19 protein-coding genes are annotated in these 20,767 nt (G+C 32.3%); 16 read left to right on the top strand and 3 right to left on the bottom strand.

Going from position 1 to position 20,767, the window contains the following annotated elements:
• Positions 1–49 precede the first annotated feature (49 nt).
• Genes AC1EUY_RS00110 through AC1EUY_RS00120 form a run of 3 tightly spaced genes read left to right on the top strand, consistent with a single transcriptional unit; the run spans position 50 to position 3,808 of the window.
• Positions 50–1,288: an ABC-three component system protein gene (locus tag AC1EUY_RS00110; RefSeq protein ID WP_480193486.1), complete on the top strand. Its 1,239-nt coding sequence runs from the start codon at positions 50–52 to the stop codon at positions 1,286–1,288.
• Positions 1,281–1,802 (top strand): three component ABC system middle component, encoded by a 522-nt coding sequence (locus AC1EUY_RS00115; RefSeq protein WP_480193487.1) that lies wholly within the window; start codon positions 1,281–1,283, stop codon positions 1,800–1,802. The genes AC1EUY_RS00110 and AC1EUY_RS00115 overlap by 8 nt, the downstream gene beginning before the upstream one ends.
• Entirely contained in the window at positions 1,802–3,808 is a 2,007-nt protein-coding gene (locus tag AC1EUY_RS00120; RefSeq protein WP_480193488.1) for a DUF3732 domain-containing protein, read from the top strand. Before AC1EUY_RS00115 ends, AC1EUY_RS00120 begins: the two co-directional genes overlap by 1 nt.
• 89 nt (positions 3,809–3,897) lie before the next feature.
• On the opposite strand, the gene AC1EUY_RS00125 is transcribed toward AC1EUY_RS00120, so the two are convergent.
• Positions 3,898–4,476 (bottom strand): N-acetylmuramoyl-L-alanine amidase family protein, encoded by a 579-nt coding sequence (locus tag AC1EUY_RS00125; protein ID WP_480193489.1) that lies wholly within the window; start codon positions 4,474–4,476, stop codon positions 3,898–3,900.
• A gap of 267 nt (positions 4,477–4,743) precedes the next feature.
• Between AC1EUY_RS00125 and AC1EUY_RS00130 the strand changes: the two genes are divergently transcribed.
• The 8 genes from AC1EUY_RS00130 to AC1EUY_RS00165 are packed head-to-tail and all read left to right on the top strand — an operon-like array spanning position 4,744 to position 11,593.
• Positions 4,744–5,031 carry a hypothetical protein gene (locus tag AC1EUY_RS00130; protein WP_480193490.1) on the top strand — a complete coding sequence of 96 codons (288 nt, stop codon included), beginning with the start codon at positions 4,744–4,746 and terminating at the stop codon, positions 5,029–5,031.
• 1 nt (position 5,032) lies between these two features.
• Entirely contained in the window at positions 5,033–5,311 is a 279-nt protein-coding gene (locus tag AC1EUY_RS00135) for a hypothetical protein (protein WP_480193491.1), read from the top strand.
• The gene (locus tag AC1EUY_RS00140) at positions 5,304–7,703 is read left to right on the top strand and encodes a TraG family conjugative transposon ATPase (RefSeq protein ID WP_480193492.1); all 2,400 of its coding nucleotides are present in this window, start codon (positions 5,304–5,306) and stop codon (positions 7,701–7,703) included. The genes AC1EUY_RS00135 and AC1EUY_RS00140 overlap by 8 nt, the downstream gene beginning before the upstream one ends.
• Positions 7,704–7,738: 35 nt before the next feature.
• The gene (locus AC1EUY_RS00145) at positions 7,739–8,374 is read left to right on the top strand and encodes a TrbJ/VirB5 family protein (RefSeq protein ID WP_480193493.1); all 636 of its coding nucleotides are present in this window, start codon (positions 7,739–7,741) and stop codon (positions 8,372–8,374) included.
• 5 nt (positions 8,375–8,379) lie between these two features.
• A complete protein-coding gene (locus AC1EUY_RS00150) occupies positions 8,380–9,210 on the top strand; it encodes a hypothetical protein (RefSeq protein ID WP_480193494.1) in 831 nt (276 codons plus the stop codon).
• Positions 9,211–9,241: 31 nt separating this feature from the next.
• Positions 9,242–9,868 carry a conjugal transfer protein TraK gene (locus AC1EUY_RS00155; RefSeq protein WP_480193495.1) on the top strand — a complete coding sequence of 209 codons (627 nt, stop codon included), beginning with the start codon at positions 9,242–9,244 and terminating at the stop codon, positions 9,866–9,868.
• Positions 9,849–10,784, top strand: coding sequence for a conjugative transposon protein TraM (gene traM, locus AC1EUY_RS00160; protein WP_480193496.1), 936 nt, complete (start codon positions 9,849–9,851; stop codon positions 10,782–10,784). Before AC1EUY_RS00155 ends, traM begins: the two co-directional genes overlap by 20 nt.
• 17 nt (positions 10,785–10,801) lie before the next feature.
• Positions 10,802–11,593: a DUF4138 domain-containing protein gene (locus AC1EUY_RS00165; protein ID WP_480193497.1), complete on the top strand. Its 792-nt coding sequence runs from the start codon at positions 10,802–10,804 to the stop codon at positions 11,591–11,593.
• A 34-nt stretch (positions 11,594–11,627) separates the two neighbouring features.
• On the opposite strand, the gene AC1EUY_RS00170 is transcribed toward AC1EUY_RS00165, so the two are convergent.
• The gene (locus tag AC1EUY_RS00170) at positions 11,628–12,914 is read right to left on the bottom strand and encodes a site-specific integrase (RefSeq protein WP_480193498.1); all 1,287 of its coding nucleotides are present in this window, start codon (positions 12,912–12,914) and stop codon (positions 11,628–11,630) included.
• A 720-nt stretch (positions 12,915–13,634) separates the two neighbouring features.
• On the opposite strand from AC1EUY_RS00170, the gene AC1EUY_RS00175 reads away from it, so the two are divergent.
• The 3 genes from AC1EUY_RS00175 to AC1EUY_RS00185 all read left to right on the top strand — a co-directional run bounded on the left by AC1EUY_RS00175 (position 13,635) and on the right by AC1EUY_RS00185 (position 15,143).
• Positions 13,635–14,234, top strand: a complete 600-nt coding sequence (locus tag AC1EUY_RS00175) for a helix-turn-helix domain-containing protein (protein ID WP_321977978.1) — start codon at positions 13,635–13,637, stop codon at positions 14,232–14,234.
• A 232-nt stretch (positions 14,235–14,466) separates the two neighbouring features.
• On the top strand, positions 14,467–14,667 hold the full coding sequence (locus AC1EUY_RS00180) for a transposase (RefSeq protein WP_415859568.1): 201 nt from the start codon (positions 14,467–14,469) through the stop codon (positions 14,665–14,667).
• A 17-nt stretch (positions 14,668–14,684) separates the two neighbouring features.
• Entirely contained in the window at positions 14,685–15,143 is a 459-nt protein-coding gene (locus AC1EUY_RS00185; protein ID WP_321978037.1) for a Dps family protein, read from the top strand.
• 78 nt (positions 15,144–15,221) lie between these two features.
• Here the strand turns inward: AC1EUY_RS00185 and AC1EUY_RS00190 are convergent, their stop codons facing one another.
• Positions 15,222–15,821, bottom strand: a complete 600-nt coding sequence (locus tag AC1EUY_RS00190) for an RNA polymerase sigma factor (protein WP_321977980.1) — start codon at positions 15,819–15,821, stop codon at positions 15,222–15,224.
• Between the two features lie 116 nt (positions 15,822–15,937).
• Here AC1EUY_RS00190 and AC1EUY_RS00195 point away from each other — a divergent pair, with 116 nt between their 5' ends.
• Positions 15,938–17,095, top strand: coding sequence for a FecR family protein (locus AC1EUY_RS00195; RefSeq protein ID WP_321977982.1), 1,158 nt, complete (start codon positions 15,938–15,940; stop codon positions 17,093–17,095).
• Positions 17,096–17,192: 97 nt separating this feature from the next.
• Positions 17,193–20,744, top strand: coding sequence for a SusC/RagA family TonB-linked outer membrane protein (locus AC1EUY_RS00200; protein WP_480193499.1), 3,552 nt, complete (start codon positions 17,193–17,195; stop codon positions 20,742–20,744).
• Positions 20,745–20,767 lie beyond the last annotated feature (23 nt).

Here is a 20,767-nt window from a genome sequence, read left to right on the forward strand (position 1 = left end):
CCTTTGGCTTTTTTAATTATGTGTTCTTTGGATAAACTAAATATAGTGTATGTCTGATGTTGCAAAAGGACCATTTGCAGGTTATATTTATCAATTTGAACAAGGGTTACATGAATTAACCTCTTTAGAACATGGTGAAGATTACCTTTCCATTGAGGATGTTGATGATGTCGCTACACACAAGTCAAATGGAACTGTTCTTATGACTTTACAGGCCAAACATAGTATTTCTCAAAGCGGTTCAACTTTTTCAGATGGTAGTTATAGTCTTTGGAGAACAATTGAAATTTGGTTAACTAAATTGGAAGATGGAACATTTAATACTGAAACTGAATTTATTTGTGCAACGAATAAGAAAATACCTGAAAATTCTTTGATTAATACTTTATCGAATGGAACTTTAGAAGAGTCCGTTTTAGCAATAAAGGATTTAAAGTCAAGGTTGGCTAAGAAGAGAAAAGAAAAAATGGACAAAGGAGATAATTTAACAGCAATAAACAAAATCTCTTCTATTGTTAACGCGGTTCTGAAACAGGAAGAACTTTTAACTATTTTGCTTTCTGGCATAAAGGTTAAAGATGAAATTAATCTTAAGGATAAAATTTGTGGCAAATTGTTTTTAGGAGGAGATAATATTACTGATTTACAAAGAGATAATATTTACGAAGGATTATTAGGATGGATACAAAATAGTTGTATTTATAAATGGAGAAATGGAAAAACTGCTATTATAAAAAAGAAAGATCTCGATAACAAGTATCAAAGTTTAAGAGATTCACCTTCCATAATTAAGGCAATTTTTAGAGGTAAAAATCAAATAGAAATTGAGGACGATTTAATAGAATCAAAAAAAGGAGACGTTTTTGTGCAACAGTTAGAGGGGATTTCTTTGAGGAAAGAGGCAAAACAAAGGATTATTAGAAAGGCCATTGAGGATTACTTAAGGTATGAAATCGAACACACATATATAATTAATGAAGTCGGAGATTTTACTAAAACCGATTTCGATCATTTCATAGAACAATGCTATGAACAATGGCAAGATGTTTTTGACTCATTCATTATTAAGGAAACTGAAGAGTATACTGAAGATGAGATGAATGAAATGGCTGTTAATATTTATAATCATGTCATGAAAAAATTAGAAATGAAATTTCAATTAGATTATTCTTTTCATGCAGATAATATTTATATAAAAAATGGAGGTTTTCTGAAGCTATCAAATATCCCTAAAATCGGATGGCATCCAAATTGGGAAAATTTATATTTAAAAAAGAAAAATGATTAGAGATTACGAAAAAGAGTTTGATCTTTATAGAATTATGCAAAATAGTGCAATTAGCGCACTAGCGATTCATAGTTTTACATTAGGTTATTATAAGATTGCTAGGCATAAACCCGAGAAGTTAAATTTTCCTAAATTACTTTATCTATTTTACGTCCTACCCATTGTATACCATAGAAAATCTCGAGATACTTTTAAAAGCTCTAATGAGATTTACACTGCTTTGGCAAATGATAAGAACGTAATTTTAGGACTTCAAGATCGATCCAATAAAATGTCCCCTCAAACATTTGAAGCTATTAATCTTCTTTATAGTAAGAAAATTTTATCCTATAATAAGCCCGAAAAAACTGTGGTTATTCTTCGAGGGTATCAGACTGAAAAGATAAATATTATAAGCAGTCTTGGAAGAGAAAATGTTGTTAGAATGATTCAAGATAGTGCCTATAAATTGGGGCATATTTTTGCCAAGAACAGCGAGAAAAATATTCAACTCACTTTAAATATTAGATTCTAATGCAATTAAAAATAAAAAATATTATTCTTTACCCTTCTAATTTAGAATCCAAGCCAAGGGTTATCTCTTTCAGTTTTGACAAGTTGAACATAATTACAGGGTATAGCCAGAGAGGGAAATCTGCAATTATAGATATAATTGATTATTGTTTAGGGAGCGGGGAATGTAATATTCCTGTTGGTAAAATAAGAAATTCTGTAAGTGTGTACGCACTTTATTTAAAAATTGGAAATGAATTTTATTTTATCGCACGCGAGAATTACGATGAATCTAAATCATCTATGTATTTTTATAAAGAGAATGTTAAAGGAGAAAATTTAACTTTGAGAAGTAATGAGTGGTTACAAAAAAAATCTGAATACAAAGTTAATACTCATTTTATAAAGAAAATGCTTAGCGAACTCGCAGGGTTTAAAAATTATTCAGATGATAGCGATTTTGGTTTCAACGCAGCGGCCAGTTTTAGAGATACTGCAGCATTTCAATTTCAGACGCAAAATATAATTGCGAACCCTTCAACTATGTTTTATAAAACAGACTCTTGGGAGCATCTTCAAAAGTTAAAAACCCTTTTTCCGCTTATTCTAGGATATAGTTCGTATGATATAATAGCTTTAGAAAGTGAAATTGATAATTTAGAAAAACAAAGAACTAAACTGGTTAATATTCTTGAAGACCTAAAAGAACAATACGAAAATTGGCAAAGCGACATTTATAAATATTATAGCGAAGCTGTTTCTTTGGGATTAACCAATTCGGATATTAATATTGAAACAGCATCAGTTAATGTTATAAAAGATACATTAGCGAAAATAATATTATCCGCAAGAAAGGGGAAACTTTATCAAAAAGGAAGCGCAAATAGATTTAGTAAAAAAGCTAAAGAATTAGTTGATAAAAGAGATTCTTTGGTAAGAAATTTAAATACATCAAAGAATAAATTATATAAGATAGAACAGCTTCAACAATCTAAAGAAGATCTCTTAGGAGAAGTAATTAAAGAAAAAGAGAATCGATTAAAACCAGTAGAGTGGTTTTTACAGCAAAATGGAAGTAATCACTGTCCTTTTTGTGACTCTGAATCTACTAAAGCAATTGACGAGCTTCTTTCCTTAAATGACGAAAAAGAGTTAAATCGTAAAATAATGGAAGAAGCTAAGTCTATAGAGTACAATTTTGATAAGGAGAAGAAAGATGTCAGTTCTGTTATTCAAAAAACCGAAAATAAAATTTTGGAAATTGAATCGAACTTGAAAATTTTGTTTGAACAAGAAAGTGAACTAAAAAAAGGGATTAAGGATTCATATGAATTTATTGGTAAAGTTGAACATGCTATTTCTAATTTGAGTAAAATTGAACCATCTGGGGAATTAAATAATGATATAGAAGTTTTAAACGGAAAAATTGCGACTAAAAAGACTTCACTCAATAGATTACGTAGCAAATTTGACAAAGAAGCTTCTCTCATAAGATTGTCTAAGTTAATCGGGAAATACGTAAAAATTCTTTCAATCGAGTCTAAAGAAAATAGAATTGTTCATCTTGATCCAGATAGTAGCTTAAATATAAAAATTGAAGACACTAAAACTGGAAATAAATATTATTTAGCTCGTTTGGGTAGTGGAGCAAATTACATGGGATATCATCTTGCAACAATGTTTGGATTACATGAGTTTTTTTGGAAACTGAATGAATCAGAAAAAGTCAACTACATACCGTCTTTTTTGGTTTTAGATCAGCCTAGTCAGGTTTATTACCCAGAAAGCTTAAATATGAAGAGCAAAGTCAAAAAAAACTCAAAGGATATTGAAGATACAAAAAAAATATTTGAAGCTTCAGCGGAATTTTTGAAAAATACTGAATATAATATCCAACTTCTTATTTTGGAACATGTTCCAAAATCAATGTGGGAAGATATTGACCCAAAAGTTGTTAATTTTGTAGAAGAATGGAGAGGGAATGAAGGGACAAATGAATATAGTGCCCTAATTCCGCAAGAATGGTAATGATTTTTATCATTATTTCTTAAGAAATAATTGTACAATAATTTTTAGTATTTCTCTTAAAATAATTATAACCTCTAAAAAGAAATCTTTCATAATTCCAGTTTTAAATAATTAGTAATTCCCACTAATATTGAAAGCGCTATCGCTCTTACGTTTTTAGACTTTTTAAAGTAGTCAGCTTCATCTGCATTTGTCATAAATCCCATTTCAACTAATACGGCAGGATAATTTCTTACCTCTCGTAATACCTGAAAATTGGCAAACTTGACGCCTCGTTTTTCAAAACCTAATTTTTTGGTAGCCTCATTTAAAATTAATAACCCTAAACCAATTGAGTCTTTAGTATTTTCTCTATCAGAATGGTGTACATAAACTTCAACACCATTCGATATAGTTGGTGAAGCATTACAATGTAATGATACAAATACATCAGCATTTAAAGCTTTGGCCAATTTACTTCTGTCACCCAGAGAAATCAGGGTGTCCGTGTATCTGGTTAAATAAATATCAAACTCATCACGTAAAACAGTTTTGTTTAGCTCAATAATTTGCTTGGCAATATCCAAGACCACATCCTTTTCTCTAATATCCTTTATACCAATGGCACCAGTATCATTTCCGCCGTGTCCAACATCGATAACTACCACTTGTTTCTGACCAAAAATCAAACAGACTTTTAGCAGCAAAATCACAAAAACTTGTGCTGAGCGACGTCGAAGTACGACGTTTTTGAGTCTTTGACGCTTTAAAAGTTTTAGGGTTATCAACATAAGCCTTTCTATTTTTCATACATTTTGATGTCAATTCGCATCAAACAGATATAACCTGATTTAAAATTTATTTTATTCACAAATAACTGATTATCAATAATATGAATTACAATATACAGTATTTTTCGAAAAGTAAAATCAAGCAAATTTTAAATCTATTTCGATATGAAAAAATCACTGTATCTCACTTCACTATTATTATTTATTTCAAACACCATTTTTGCACAAATTGGAGGTATAGAAGATTCGGTAAATGATATTTCCGATACCATTCGTTCCATTTTTCCAATTCTATTAGGCGTTATTTTCCTCGTTGGTTTCCTCTTTAATGCAGGACATTTCTTTGGCGAAAACGCTGACCTTAAAAAAGGAATCACGCGCGTACTAGTATTTGTGCTCATTGCGGGCGCAGTAGTCGGCATCTTTACCTACCTAATAAGCATCGTAGTTTAGTATGAAACGCTACGAAGTCTATAAAAACATACGAAAGCGCGCAATGATAATGGGTTTACCCATTTCATTGTTCGCTATGATGATGACATCCGTAATAGGTTCGTTATTGTTCATCATCTTTTCGTTCAGTTTTACTGTTATCATTTCGGTATTTGCCATTAATGCGGTTTTATATGTGGCACTTACGCATATTAACAGAAACCCAGCATTACTTCACATTAAAAAGGTGTTTCCGCTAACCATAAGTAATAAAAAAGAAAGTCACCTTTATTATGAGTAAGATAAACCTATCAGCATATCATCCCATTTTAGATATTCAAAACCATTTGGTGTTTTCCAATAATGGCAATGTAGTATTATGTTTTAAGGGGGAATTGCCTGAAATCTACTCTTTGTCTGAAAAAGACTTTGAAGACATACACGGAGCATGGTTTCAAGCTTTTAAATCCTTGCCTACAAGCACAGTTATTCATAAACAAGATGTATATCAAAAAGGCCACTATGTGGCCGATAGGCTACCCAAAAATACTTTTCTTCAAGAAGCGACATACAACCACTTCAAAGGAAGAGATTACTTAAAGCATCAAAGCTATTTGTTCTTTATCATGCCTTTCAATAAGGCGTTGAACAATACAAAGTTTGTCAACCCTTTCCGGAAAGTTGAAAAAGGCATCCATAAAAAAATGGACCATAACATTACTGAGTTTATGGCTTCGGTAAATGATGCTGTTTCCTTTATTAATAATAGCCGAAAGCTACTGATGAAACCAATGAATCAAGATGAAATTTTGGAATACACAAACAGTTATTTCAATGGTTTTAATGAGGGATTTGATACGGATGTTCAGCTAAAAAAGAAGCACATTGAAATTGGAGACTATAACTTTGATGTGCTGGCTGTAAACAGTGAGTTATGTTTTGGCGAAGTGGTACAAAGCAGTAAAACCAATGATAAATTTACTTCAGATGATTTTGTGTTTCACCAAGGCTTTATTGATGGGTTAGGGTTAAATCTCAATGAAAATCACATCGTCAATCAAATCATTTATTTGGATGACAAACATAAATGGCGCAAGCTACTTGATAAGAAGATTGAAGAGCTTAATAAGAGTTCCAACTTCGGTTCTCATAATAAAGTGGTGCTGAAGAAAATTCAACACATCGTAAATCAAATTAATGAGGATGATGCTTCAAGAATTATAAGAGGACATTTAAACGTCATTTTCTGGAGTAAGGAAGCCGAAGAGTTAGGCAGAATTGCATCCAAAATAAAGACAGAATTTAAAGAACTGGACATTGTACCTTATTATCCAAAAGGGGAAGAACGAAAAAACTTTTTTCTAAATTCTTATGCTTGCTTTTCGTCCAATTTTTCCAATGAAGATTTGTACGTCACCGATTTAAAACACGCACTGTGTTTATACATCAATAACAGCAATTATAAGTCTGACAAAACAGGAATTATCTTTAACGACAGACAATACAATATTCCTGTTTTAAAAGATGTTTGGGATGAAAAAAAGAAACGCATCAAGGCAAGAAACTTTGCGATTTTTGCACCTACGGGTGAGGGAAAATCCTTTTTAGCAAACAATATTCTACGCCAGTATTTTGAACAACAAGTTCGCTTGGTGATTATCGATTTGGGAGGCTCGTATTCCAAGTTTGCAAAGCTTTATCCAGACGACCATATCATATTACGTTACGAGCAGGGAAAGAACCTTGGCATCAATCCATTTTATATTTCTTCACAGGAAGACCTAACACCAGAACGATTGGAAGATTTGGGTGTATTCTTATTGGAATTATTGGCACTAAAGGATGCAACTAAAGCGCACGAAGTAGCTATCAAAAAAGCACTTCGTTATTACTATCAAAAAACAAATGGGAATAATTCCCTTGCTTCTTTGTATCAATTTATCGATGATAAAAAAGATACACTCATTCAGGAACTTAAAATACAAGAAGAGCATTTTAGTGTCTACAACTTTTTACACATCCTTTCGGAGTATGTCGATGATGGACTCTACAGCTTCTTGTTCAATGTAAGTGAAGACCAAACTTATAAGATTGAAGATAAGCGAATGATTGTCTTCGAGCTTGATGAAGTAAAGGATAATAAGGAAATTCTTTCGGTAATGTTAAAGCTGATAAAATCGGCTATCCAACGAACCATCTGGCGCAATCGTTCTGAACGTGGAATTATACTTTTTGATGAGTTTGCCAAACAATTGAAGTTTGATAACGTACTCGAAAGTGTAGAATTTTATTACCAGGCTATTAGAAAACAAAATGGGGCGATTGGTATTATTCTACAATCCATTAATCAGTTGCCTAACAATTCCACATCGGCAAGTATTCTAGAAAACACTCAAGTGATTTACAGCTTACGTAATGAGAAAGGTTATGATGAATTACAAAAGCGCTTAAACCTTTCAAGCCACGATTTAAACCAATTAAAATCCATTCGAAACAATCTAACAGGTGAACGCAAGTATACCGAAATGTTTATCAAGATTGGAAAAGAAAGCAACATTTTCCGATTAGAAGTACCTAAAGAAGTCTTTGCTGCATACCTCACAGACGGTAAGGAAAGCGAGCAGATAATGGCGCTATTTGAAGAACACGGCTCAATGGAAAAAGCCATCAACATATTTATTAAGCAGTCATAGACTGCATTTAGTATTAATCTTTAAAACGTAAAAAAATGAACTTTTCGAAGAAAAATCACGAACACCACCAAGGAAATAAGAATTTGGTGAGTAAAAACAAAATCAAGAAAACAATTTTATCCGCAGCGTTGCTCATACTTGTTAGTGCCACTGGCACTGCCCAGGGGATGCCAGTTTATGATAACACCAACTTTATCAGTTTAGCAAAGCAGCTCTTTGAAGCTGGTAAACAAACTTCACAATTATTGAAAACAGTTGACTTTTTAAAACAACAAAAAGAACGTATCGAGCAGGTAAGTAATGTTATTCAGCAACTAAATGCGGTGCAAGACATCATTCAGAATAATCAGCAATTATTCAATATGGTTCAAGGTGATTTACAAGAGATTTTAAACTCGGAGTATATCAAACCAGATGAAGTCAATCGCGTGACAGAATCTTTTACACAAATCATAGAAAGTTCAATGTCCACTGTTGATTATATCAATCAGATATTATCAAGTGGTAGCATGAAGATGACAGATGCTGAACGTGCAGAAGTATTGAAAAAACACGAATTAAAATCACAGGAAATGGTTGCCGAAGTGCAAGCGAAAACCAAACGTTATCGTGAGATTATTTCCTTCAGAAAAATGCAAGACATTATCAATAACAGAGAAACAGGCTATTAAAAAAGATGTTTTTAGGAATAGGATTAGAATATATAGATACGGTTTTCACTACGATAAAAAATAGTGACTTCTCACAGTACACCATTACTGGAATGAAGACGCTGGCTATTCTGTTTTTTCTAATCAATATTCTTAAAAAGTACAACGAGGGTATTGCCTCAACAGATGGGCATACTTGGGGATTAACACCAACGGAACTAGCGAAAAACTTAGCTATTGTCATTATAGTCATTTTTTCAACACAGGTATTAGGTGTTTTCGATTCCATTTTAGTGGCAATCGAAACCCAATACCGAGACACGGCTCCGGCACTCCTTCCTTTGCAGATGCAGGATATAGATTTGGAACAGGATGTGGGTGCCTTGGAAGCCGCCAAAAAAGCATTAGCAATGTTATACGAAGCTTTGGTGACACCATTGTATGGACTAAAAGTTTTGTCTTTTATCATGGCTATTTTCTTATGGCTGATTGATTTGTTTATCTACCCATTGTTCCTGGCAGAGCGATTCTTTTTGTTAGGGATTATGCAAGCCTTTTTCCCTTTGGTGATTAGTTTGGCTGTATTTGAAAAATTCAGAAACCTAGCCTATAACTTTTTCAAGCTCTATGCCGGTGTGTATATGCTTGTACCTGCTTTCTTTTTCGTGAATGTCTTTGTCAATAATCTCTATACGGAAATCAACACTAATTTTTGGAATGATTTATTCGGAACAAATTGGGGAAGTGAATTCTTTGCACCACTCATTGAATTTGGTTCATTAGGATTTATCGTGTTCCTGAAATTTAAACTCTACCGTCGTGCTACTTCTTTTGTCTTTAGGCTATTTAGCACTTAAAGTGCATTTGGCATCAAAACTCAATTTAAATATGAAAACACCTTATAAAAATATCTACTCTATACTAAAGTTAAATCGCTTTATAGTTTTAACCGTTGTTATTGGAGCTGTCCTTACTTGTATCATTTCGGTAGTGATGGTAATAAAATTGCACAAAGAAACTGTAAATAATGCCTTTGTGGTAAATGGTGATGGTAGTGTCATTCCTTTAAGGATGGTATCACAATTGGAAAATTTAGGTGTGGAAACACTTGCTCATTTAGACGTGTTTCACAACTACTTTTATAACATCGATGCCAGTAATTATGAAAAGAATTTAGAAAAGGCGCTTTGGTTGGGTAATAGCTCTGTGGATGCATTGTATAGACAGAAAAAAGCAGATGGAGTATACAACAGATTACTTCAGTACTCATTAGTTCAGAAAGTATTAAGTATCGACACCAAAATTGACTTACAAAATGAACCCTATGGGTTCGAAACCAAAACTATTTTTCAAATAAATCGAGGATCTGTTGTTGATACTTATGAGTTAACAACATCGGGAAATCTAATCCACGTCAATCGCAACTTTCCGAAGAACACACACGGATTACTCATTACCAACTTTTTTGAAAATCAACTTAAAAAAATAGAAAGCTATGAAGATAGAAAAGAATAAAATTGTCTTTGCGGGATTGATACTCTGCGTGGTATTGTTCATTGGTTCGTACTATGTCATCAATTTTAGCGATAATGAAGAACCTACTGTTGATACTAGTCAAATTCCAGTTCCTGAATTGGAAGATGAACAGAAAGAATACAAGTCCAAATTAGAAGCCCTGGACGATTTAAAAGAAGTACGCCAAACCAATGCGCCCAGTATTTATGATGAACGCTTACTGGACTCCACAGGAGTGTATGATGAAGATTTGTTAGAGAAAGAGAAGATGCGAATGATTGATAGTATTTACAATCAAGGAAAAATAAATTATACCGAAGCATCCTACCGAAAGTCTAAAATTCCGAACAAACCAACTATCGTAATTGAAAGAGATACTACCTCAAAAATTGAGCAACAGGAAACAGCTGTTGAAGCCAAAGAATTAGGCTTAGAGCATCAGCTATTTTTTGCATCGAATCCTGTAAAGAATGATATGCTTATTAATCAAAATACGGATGCCCAAATTTTCGTCGGAGTAGATGGAAAACAAACTGTTCGACAAAATTTTAGGTTGGAAATGCGATTAACAAAAGAAGCCACCATAAACGGAAAGCGTTTACCCAAGAACGCACCAATTTATGGTTTTGTAAAGTTTCAACCCAATCGTACAATGATATCCATTGAACATATCAATCACCAACCTGTAAAACTTTCGGCTCACGATTATCAAGATGGTAGCAACGGTATTTATATCGAAAATAGTTTTAGAGCTGAAGTGAGACAACAAGTGGTTGGTGATGCCATTAACGATATCAATATTGCTGGCGTTCCCCAGGTTTCAGGCATCAAAAAACTATTCCAGCGCAACAATCGCAACGTTAAAGTGACGATTGTTGACAACTACCAATTAATCTTAAAAATCTCAAAGAGATAATTTTAAAACTCACTCTTATGAAAAAATATATTATTATACTATCATTAGCTTTAATTAGTTCAGTTCAAGCACAAAAGCCATTAGACACCATTTATGTCAATGAGCATAAAAATGTTGCGCTGTTTTTTCCTAAACCCATACGTCAGGGAATCACTGGAACTTCAAATTTTGTATTCACTTATAATCGCGAAAAAGAACAATATTTTGGTTTGTTACAAGCCCAATCAGGAACAGAAAGTAATCTTTTAGCTGTCACCAATGATGGACAAGTCTATTCCTATATTTTAAAGTATAAAAAAGAGCTTCCAAAACTTAACTATTTTGTAGGATTAAGAGAAAGTATTGGTAATGAAGTCAGAAAAGCCATTAAGGAAAAACCAAGCGTACTACCAATTTCAGAAGCACAAAAGAGAATCACTTTTTTTGAAAGGTTTAGCAAGTATCTTTTAAAACTAAAACCTGAAAATCTAAAAACAAAACGGAATAAAGGTATAAAGTTACGATTACAAAAAATGGTATATCAAGGCGATGAAGTCTATTTGGTAATAGAATTTACCAATAACTCTGGAATTGATTTTGAGATTGATTACTTAAATGTATATCGCATTAATGGTAACAAAAAACGCAAAGCTTCCTACCAAAGATTGGAGCAAGAAATTATTCATAGATTTCAGTTTCCTTCAATGGTTAAGAATAAACATTCAAAGCGGTTTGTACTAACATTACCGAAGTTTGTTTTAGGTGATAATGAAAAATTGAAAATCGAGTTGATGGAATTGAAAGGGAATAGAAAGTTACAATTAAAGTAAATGAAAGCCTCTCAATTGAGAGGCTTTTGTATTTCTATCGAACAATTTGCAGATGATTGTGCGATGTAGTTTCATACGAACAATTTTGTTTTATATTCGTTTTTAACAAAACTTTCAACTTACCGAAATCCTTACTGATTTTCTTTTCTAAAACTCTAGCATAACGTTGAGTGGTTGACAATTTAGTATGACCTAATAATTTTGAGACAGTTTCTAACGGAACATCATTCAGCAGAGTAACAGTAGTCGCAAAAGTATGACGTGCTACGTGAAAGGTTATTCGCTTATGAATTCCTGCTTTTTCAATAATTATTTTCAAATACCTATTAGTCGCTTGATTGCTAAATACCGGCAGTAAGGAGTAATCATTATTGACATTTGGATGCTCGGAATACTTTTTTAAAATGCGCTTAGCTTCATCAAGTAGCGGAACTTTCACTGGCGTTTTTGTTTTCTTTCTGTGAACATGAATCCATTGCTCACCATCAATACCTGTTACAATACCATTCTTTTTTAAAAGTTTAACTTCAATATAGCTCAATCCTGTGTAGCAAGCAAAGACAAAAATATCGCTCACTAATTGTAATCCATCATCATCGAAAGTCAAGTTTTTGAAAATTTCAAGCTCATGTGTTTCTAGATAATTACTATCGTATTCATCGAATTTTAATTGATATAAAATAAATGGGTTTTGTTTTATCCAACTAAATTTTACAGCAATATTCAGGAGCTTTTGAAAGCGCTCTTGATGCTTCATAATTCCATTATTCGTTAGAGGTTGTGAAGCTCTTAATGGTTTACAAACACGCATATAGTTTTCAAAACTTGTTATAAACGAATAATCGATTGTTACCAATTTGACATCAGATACCTTTAATTTTTTAGATAAAAATTTCAGCAAATATTTTTCAGTAGCACCATAGTTTTTAGCTGTACCTGGTTCTAACTTTGGTAATTCATTTTTAAAATGATAATCCAATAACTCTTTTAATGTAGATACAGCTTTATCTTTACCTAAATATCGTTGTTTGATAGCTTGGGCTGTAATTAATTTATTCTCAACATAGAGCTGTTTATGGCAATCTAAAAGTTTGGCATATACATTATCTAAATATTGATTAATTGCCTTTGCACCAGAAATACGTGAATTAATTCTATTGGCAGAAGCTACCCAATAGTGAGGTAGCGTACTTCTCTTTGTGCTTACGTCTGCACGAATACCATCTACAGTAATTCTTGCATAAATAGGAATCTGTCCATTACTTTTTTCGGCTGATTTTTTCAACCAAAAGTGAATACTAAATGTTTTTGAAGTTCTCATTACTTTCGTTTTTAGTGAAACAATACTTTAAACGAAAGCCAAATCGCTATACGAAAGTCAAATGCGCGATTGAGAGTTTAAGATACGAATTTTTACAGAAATAAATAGGACACCTATTAGGACACCTTAACATATACTCTCAAAACGAAACAAATGGAAATAGTAAAAATTTAATTTACTGATTTCCATTTGATTAACTGTTTTTAGGTTTGTAATAAACCTTTAAAAGTCGGGGTGGCAGGATTATACCCAAACCACACAATATTATAGTTATCAGTCTGTTACAGATTCTGAAACTTAACTGTTAGCCGATTTGTTGACGATATTATAAATGAACTTAAAGTAAAATGCTTTACTTTCTGATGGTGCAAATATATAATTTGTAATATTCCAAACCAATATAAAAAGTCATTTATTTTATGGCTTTTATTTGCTCTTCAAACTCTGTTTATTATATCCTGTTCATCTATTTCAATATAGGTCTTTTATGCGGTTAACTTCTATAGAAAAATTTGTGGTAGAGAGTATTCATACAATATTTCCGAAATATAAACGTCGCAAAATATTTTCGGAAAAGGGATGGCATAAAGCCATCTCTTCTTCCATCGCTTATTCCGTTTCCTTTCCGCTCCAAAATTTTGTCTTTCGTTTGGTCGATGCTCAAATATTGTTTAATACTATTTCTTTTGTTAATTTACTCAATAATTTGTATATTGCTATATGGCAAAACAAATAGACATAGTTATTCATGAAAGTGAGTCAGAGTTAAAGGCTTTACTTAATCAACAGACCAAGCTGTTGGAATATCAGAGGGCAAAAGCATTATTATTAATAAAACAAGGTAAAGTTAGCTACACTTACCAATTGGCAAAAAAGCTTAAGCGTGAACGTAAGACTATATATAATTGGCTAAAGCTATATGCCCAAGAAGGGATAGCCTCTTATTTAAAGATAAAAAGTCGCGGTTCTCGCAAAGAGCAAATTCCTAAAGAAGTTAAAGAAGCACTATCAGTAAAGTTATCGGATTCATCCACGAGCATAACAAGTTATGTAGAGCTTTTGGAATGGATTGAAAACCATTTTGGTTTGGTTTTAAATTACAAGACACTTTACAGTCATTGTCGAGCCCATTATAATAGTGTTCTAAAAGTAGCACGAAAATCCCATCATAAAAAAGATGACAAGGCTGTAGAGGCCTTTAAAAAACTACCGGATAGGCTACTTGAGGTTAGAACTATTCTAAATAAAGATAAGTATGATAGTATGAACCTTTACTTTCAAGATGAAAGCAGGTTTAGGTTGATGACCAAACAAAACTAGTAGGAAGATACCAGCATAGTTATAAATGGTTATGGCTTTAGGGCTGTTTCTCACCTATTACAGAAGATAGTTTCTATTGGAGACACCATGGTTCTCCAATACTATCTTTAAAGGGTTCCTTAACGATTTTAGTAAACAAAACCCTAGAGAACTTAAAATCATCATCATCGATAACGCAGGATTCCGTGCTTGTCAAAGCATTAGTGTCCTTGATAATATCAAACTTATATGAATTCCGCCTTACAGTCCTGAACTAAACCCTGCCGAGAAAGTTTGGCAATGGATGAAAGCTAAAGTGACAATGAAACTCTTTAAAGATATTACAATATTGCAAGATAAAATTACAGAGATGGTTAATCAGCTCAATCCTCGGTTAGTTAAATCTATTACTGGCTATGAATTATACTCTAAAACATTTTTTGAGTATTTTTAAATCAGAAATGGTATAACATAGGTTTAGATAATACAAAAGCAAAAGAGTTAGCAGATTCGTTAAATGATTTGTTGGCTAATTATTCAATTTTTTATCAAAACACAAGAGGCTTTCACTGGAATATTAAAGGCGATAAATTTTTTGAATTACACGTTAAATTTGAAGAGTTATATAATGATCTTTTTGTAAAGATAGATGATATTGCCGAAAGAATACTTACGTTAGGTTACCATCCAAATCATCAATACACTAGCTATTTAAAAAGTTCCGAAATTAAAGAAGCGACTAAGGTAAGCAATGGCAATGAGTGTGTAGCACAAATTTTAAATGCTTTTAAAACATTATTGATAAAACAGCGACATATTTTAGACTTATCTTCAGAAATTGATGATGAAGGCACTAATGCTCTAATGAGCGATTATATTAGAGAGCAAGAAAAATTGGTTTGGATGTATAGCTCTTTTTTACAGGAATAATTTTTTTAGGACACAAGAAATTGTACGTGTAAAATTTTTATCATTAGCCTATTAAACTGTTAATAAAACGCTACATCATTAATCTAAATTGTAGCTTTTAAAAGTATTTCTAAAATCAAATAGCAAAAACAATATAGGCTTAATTTTATCGCCAAGCTTGTCATTAAGTATTTTAAAAGCTCTTGTTATGTGCCCTTCGACAGTTTTAATAGAAATGTTTAAATATTCTGAAATTTCAATATGCGTAAGACCTTCTTTTTTACTTAAAATAAATATTTTTTTGCACTTATAAGGCAGTTGTTCAATTTCTTTATTGACGAGATTCATTAAAAAGTCAATATCAAGCTGTTTATCGTCTATAACCAGATCTAGTGCTTCTAAGTACTTCTTTTCTAAATAAAGCAGCTTCTTGTCTTTTCTAAATTCGTCAATAAATTCATTATACACAGAGCGGTAAAGATAATTTTTTAATGACGAAGAAAATTCAATCTTTTTTCTTTTTGTCCAAATCTTTACAATAACATTTTGGACGATATCTTCGGCTTGAACATTATCTTTTGTTAAAGAAAGTGCATAAGCACATAATTTATGATAATAAAGATCCATAAGCATGTCATATGCCTTGCCGTCTCCAGTTTTTAGACGTGCAATTAAAAAATGATCTTTATTTATATTCAATTTTTAAAAAGTTCTAATGGTTTTTAGTTTGCCAAATGTAAAAAAAATGAAAAGAAAATAAAAGAAAATAGAGGGGGTAATAAAATTTACACGTCTATATTGTAAACTAAGCATAAATGGGTAAGTCAAAAATAGAATTAATTATTATTAAATTTCTAAATAATGAAGCAGGATATGATGACCTTAAAATTTTAGATTTTTGGCTAGGGAATACTGAAAATTTACCTTTTTTTAATCGATTTGTAAAAACAAATCATATAACAAATTTATGTATGAGCGAATTTAATGTAGAAGAAGCAAGATTAAATATTAAAAGAAAGTTAAAAGAAAGAAAAAGAAAAACTTTCAAGAAAAACTTTTATAAAACAACAGCAGTAGCTGTACTTGCGTTCTTACTAAGTGTGCCATTTTGGTATAATACAACTACTAAAAATTTAGAATATAAAACTGTAGAAGAAAAGGCTATCGTTCCAGGTACTAACAAAGCTATTTTAACTTTAGAAGATGGCAAACAAATTACTATCGAAGAAGATAAAAACTTCGCCACTAATAAAGTTTATAGTGACGGTAAGGGGTTAGTGTATACGAAGAAACAAAATGATAAAATAACTGCTACAGTTGAATATAATTACATTACTGTGCCTAGAGGAGGCGAATTCTACGTTGAACTTTCAGATGGCACCCAAGTTTGGTTAAATTCAGCATCAAAATTAAAATATCCTGTTTCATTTGTTAAAGGGAAGACCAGAGTTGTCGAATTACTATATGGTGAGGCTTATTTTGATGTTTCTCCCAGCTCAAAAAACAATAATTCAAAGTTTAAAGTAACTTCTAATTTACAAGACATTGAAGTTTTAGGTACCAAATTCAATATTAATGCGTATCAAGATGAAGAATATATAATTACCACCTTGGTTGAAGGGAAAGTGTTAGTAAAGAATCTGGTAAACAATAATTTTTTAACTCCAAGGCAACAGGCTATAATGAATATTGATACAGGAACTATTGAAGTGCTTAATGATGTAAATATTTCAGAGGTAATAGCCTGGAAAAATGGCATATTTAGTTTTAAGAATATGGCATTAAAAGATATAATGAAAACCCTTTCAAGATGGTATGATGTGCATGTTATTTTTACTAATCCTGAAATTGAATCAGTTGAATTTACAGGAGTATTAGGTAAAGAACAATCTATTGAAGAAATTCTTTTAACTATTGCTAATCCTAATGATTTAATATATGAAATTAAAGATAAAACTATAATTTTTAAATAAAAAATAAGGAAACATGGTTCGAATTTTCAGACACAAACCATTGTTTCCCTTTCTAGGTATTAATTAAAATAAATATTAACTAACACTTTACAAATTTATGGAATTAAAATTTACTACGGTGCTTTTCTTGGCTAAGAGAAGAACGCTTATACTATTTATGAAAATATTTATATTCTTATTTTGCACAGCAGTCTTTAGTTTATCCTCTGGTAATGTTTTTTCGCAAAATGTTAAAATTAATATAGACTCAGATAAATTAGTGACAGCAGATGAAGTTTTTGAAATGATAAAAAAACAAACTGATTATCGTTTTGTGTACAAGTCAGATGCATTTAAGGCAAGCCCAAAGATTCAATTAAAAAAAGGCTTAATCAAAGCACACGACTTAATTATAAAGGTATTATCTCATGGTGATTATGCATATCAATTAACAAAAAACAGAACTATTCTTTTAACAAAGAAACCTGAAGTTGCTAATTCTTTACAAGATGAGGTTAAAGGTGTTGTAACAGATAATGAAGGGCTACCATTGCCTGGAGTAACTGTTATTGAAAAGGGTACAACAAATGGTGTTGCTTCAGACTTTAATGGTAATTATACTATTAAAGTTAGCAGTGCTGATGCAATTTTGGTTTTTTCTTATATTGGGTATACCACTCAAGAAGTTAAAGTAGAAAATCGTTCTGAAATAAACATTCAGCTTATTCAAAGTGCTAATCAACTTGATGAGGTAATAATAACAGGGTATCAAGAAATTAAAGCAAACGAAACTACTGCTGCGTATAAAAATGTCACTAACGAACAATTGGACCGAAAAACCAGAACTAATATTACAAATAAGTTAGAAGGTTTGGTTCCTGGGCTTGTTCTTACTCCAGATCCTACGGAAGAAGGTGCAAGAAAATTAAATATTAGAGGTTTGGCAACTGTAACAGGTAATGCTAATCCTCTTATAGTAGTAGATGGTTTTCCGTTGGTAGGTGATCTTTCTACCATTAACCCAAATGATGTAGAAACCATAACCGTATTAAAAGATGCCTCAGCAGCTTCTATATATGGATCTCAATCTGCAAATGGTGTTATTGTAATTACTACAAAAAAAGGAGCTTTAGGAGAGAAATTTAGAGTAGATTACACCAGCAGTTACGCTATAACACAAGCTCCAGATCTTTCATATAGCTTACAAAGAGCTACTACTGATGATATAATTGATCTGCATCAAGGCACATTTGTAGATGGTTCACCTTCTTTTCTAGATGCTACTTTTAATATTGATCGCGTTTATAACGCATTGAATAGGGCACAATTTGGCGTAATTACACAAGATGAAGCCAATAACATCATCAACGGATTACGTGGAACAGATAACTTATCACAACTACAGGACGAACTAGTTAAAGATGTCACAGAATTGCAGCAAAATATTTCCATAAGTGGTGGGTCTGCTAAAAACACCTATAGAGCCTCTTTAAATTATGTAAATAATAAACCAAATACGCCAACTCAAAATGCAGATAGAGTTATTTTTGATTTAAGAAATAGTTCGCAACTATCAGATAAAATAAAATTGGATGTTTCTGGAAATTTTTCGCTTTTCAATTCTAAAGAAAATATTTTAGATAGAAATGTATTGTTGGGTTTACCAGCGTATAATCTTTTAAGAGATAGTAATGGCAACCCATTACCCGTAGAATTAGGCTCTCTTGGCGTATCTACTGGTGATATTCGAACAGGTGGTAAAAGCCCATCAGAAATACAGCGATTAATAGATTTAGGTTTATTAGACGAAACCTTTATACCACTATCAGATTTTAACGATCGATCGATTAGTAGTAAAAGTTTTAATATGAGACTTCAGGCTTTATTAAATATAGACATCTTAAAAAATTTAAAGGGTACTATTGGATTTCAATATGAAAATGGTAATTCAAAAAGTGATCGTTTTGCATCAGGTGATTCCCGAGAAATGAGAAATATAATCAACAATGCCGCAAGCAACTCATTTACTGGGAGTCCAGAAGATTATAACATCCCCTTAGGAGGAAGTTTAAGAGCTACCAGAGGCGATAGAGAATCATATACACTCAGAGGTCTATTAAATTTTAATAAGAATTTCTCTAATTCTGATCATATAATTAATAGCATCGCAGGTTTTGAATTAAGAAGCATTTCCTCTACAGGTAGCATTGTGACTCGATTTGGATACAACCCTGTTAGCTTACAATTCCAGTCTATTAACGAATTGGGATTGAGAGAGGGTATACCCACACAAGATTCTAATAGTAGTATCCTATTTTTTGATGTTAATGACCCAAATTTAGGTTTCAACAATTTTACTGAGCAAGTAAATCGCTTTGTTTCTGCTTATGGAAACGCTTCCTATACTTACAAGCGTAGATATACCGCTTCTGGAAGCATACGTGTCGACCAATCTAATCTATTCGGCACAAATCCTAAGTTTAGATATAAGCCTCTGTGGTCTGCTGGCTTAGCATGGAACGTATCAAACGAGCCTTTCTTTAATGTCGGTTTTATAGATAACCTAAACCTGCGTTATACCTATGGTGTAAATGGTAATATAGATAATTTGCAAGGTCCCTTTACAATTGCCCAAACTCAATTTGCATTTAGAACACAATCACAATCTAATCGCATCTTAAGTCCTGCTAATAATCAGCTTAGACGTGAAAGTACATATACATCAAATATTGGTTTAGACCTATCTGTTTTTAAAAACCGTTTAAACCTTACCTTAGATTATTACAACAGAAATAGTGAGGATTTACTTGCACCTGTACAGACAGATCCAACTAGTGGATTTCCAACTTTAGTTTTAAACCAATCTTCCATTGAAAATAAAGGTTTTGAAATAGGGTTAAATGCTAATATAATACAATCAGAAAATTTTCAATGGTCTTCAAATATCAACCTTAGAACAAATAAAAATTTGGTGAAGAGAGTCTTTATCGAAAATGATCTTCCTGCCTTTAGAGTTGCCGTACCTGCCATAGTTGAAGGGTTTCCTGCCAATAGCTTGTTTAGCTATCGATTTGGAGGGTTAGATGAAGAAGGTCGTGCTACCGCAATTAAGGAAGATGGTACGGTAATTACAGATTCTAGAGCAGCAGAAATTACTGATCTTGTGCATACAGGTACCGTAGACCCAACAGTTAGTGGTGGTATTACGAATAATATAAGATATAAAGGCTTCGAACTGTCATTTTTATTTGTCTATAATGGAGGGCATGTAATGATTAATGATACGTATGGCGGCATATATTCGGCAGTTCCTATTTCATACCATAGTGATGTAAATCGTAGATGGAGACAGCCTGGAGATGAAGCTACTACAAATATTCCTGCTGCAGCGTCAGCACCTCAGAATATTGAGAGATTGTTTACCCGTGCCGACATTAATGTATTAGAGGCAGACTATCTAAAATTAAGGGAGCTTATCTTTTCGTATAATTTTAATGAAAATGTATTGTCTAAAACGCCGTTTAAAGATTTAGGCATAAGATTTCAGGTAGATAATCTTTTTTATTGGGCTAAGAATGATGAAGGCATTGACCCAGAAGCACATGGTTTAGGAAGACGTTTTTTCTCTATTGAGCCAACATTTACATTTGGTATTAGAGCATCGTTTTAAATTAATATAATAACAGACGAAAT

This window comes from Maritimimonas sp. 2210JD6-3 (genome assembly GCF_056591795.1).

Excerpts from the sequence above, each read along its gene's own strand:
- AC1EUY_RS00140 (WP_480193492.1), top strand. The coding sequence starts at position 5,304 with ATGAGTAAGATAAACCTATCAGCATATCATCCCATTTTAGATATTCAA.
- AC1EUY_RS00155 (WP_480193495.1), top strand. The coding sequence starts at position 9,242 with ATGAAAACACCTTATAAAAATATCTACTCTATACTAAAGTTAAATCGC.
- AC1EUY_RS00200 (WP_480193499.1), top strand. The coding sequence starts at position 17,193 with ATGGAATTAAAATTTACTACGGTGCTTTTCTTGGCTAAGAGAAGAACG.
- AC1EUY_RS00175 (WP_321977978.1), top strand. The coding sequence starts at position 13,635 with ATGGCAAAACAAATAGACATAGTTATTCATGAAAGTGAGTCAGAGTTA.
- AC1EUY_RS00195 (WP_321977982.1), top strand. The coding sequence starts at position 15,938 with ATGGGTAAGTCAAAAATAGAATTAATTATTATTAAATTTCTAAATAAT.
- AC1EUY_RS00120 (WP_480193488.1), top strand. The coding sequence starts at position 1,802 with ATGCAATTAAAAATAAAAAATATTATTCTTTACCCTTCTAATTTAGAA.
- traM (WP_480193496.1), top strand. The coding sequence starts at position 9,849 with ATGAAGATAGAAAAGAATAAAATTGTCTTTGCGGGATTGATACTCTGC.
- AC1EUY_RS00165 (WP_480193497.1), top strand. The coding sequence starts at position 10,802 with ATGAAAAAATATATTATTATACTATCATTAGCTTTAATTAGTTCAGTT.
- AC1EUY_RS00150 (WP_480193494.1), top strand. The coding sequence starts at position 8,380 with ATGTTTTTAGGAATAGGATTAGAATATATAGATACGGTTTTCACTACG.
- AC1EUY_RS00135 (WP_480193491.1), top strand. The coding sequence starts at position 5,033 with ATGAAACGCTACGAAGTCTATAAAAACATACGAAAGCGCGCAATGATA.
- AC1EUY_RS00115 (WP_480193487.1), top strand. The coding sequence starts at position 1,281 with ATGATTAGAGATTACGAAAAAGAGTTTGATCTTTATAGAATTATGCAA.
- AC1EUY_RS00110 (WP_480193486.1), top strand. The coding sequence starts at position 50 with ATGTCTGATGTTGCAAAAGGACCATTTGCAGGTTATATTTATCAATTT.
- AC1EUY_RS00145 (WP_480193493.1), top strand. The coding sequence starts at position 7,739 with ATGAACTTTTCGAAGAAAAATCACGAACACCACCAAGGAAATAAGAAT.
- AC1EUY_RS00130 (WP_480193490.1), top strand. The coding sequence starts at position 4,744 with ATGAAAAAATCACTGTATCTCACTTCACTATTATTATTTATTTCAAAC.
- AC1EUY_RS00170 (WP_480193498.1), bottom strand. The coding sequence starts at position 12,914 with ATGAGAACTTCAAAAACATTTAGTATTCACTTTTGGTTGAAAAAATCA.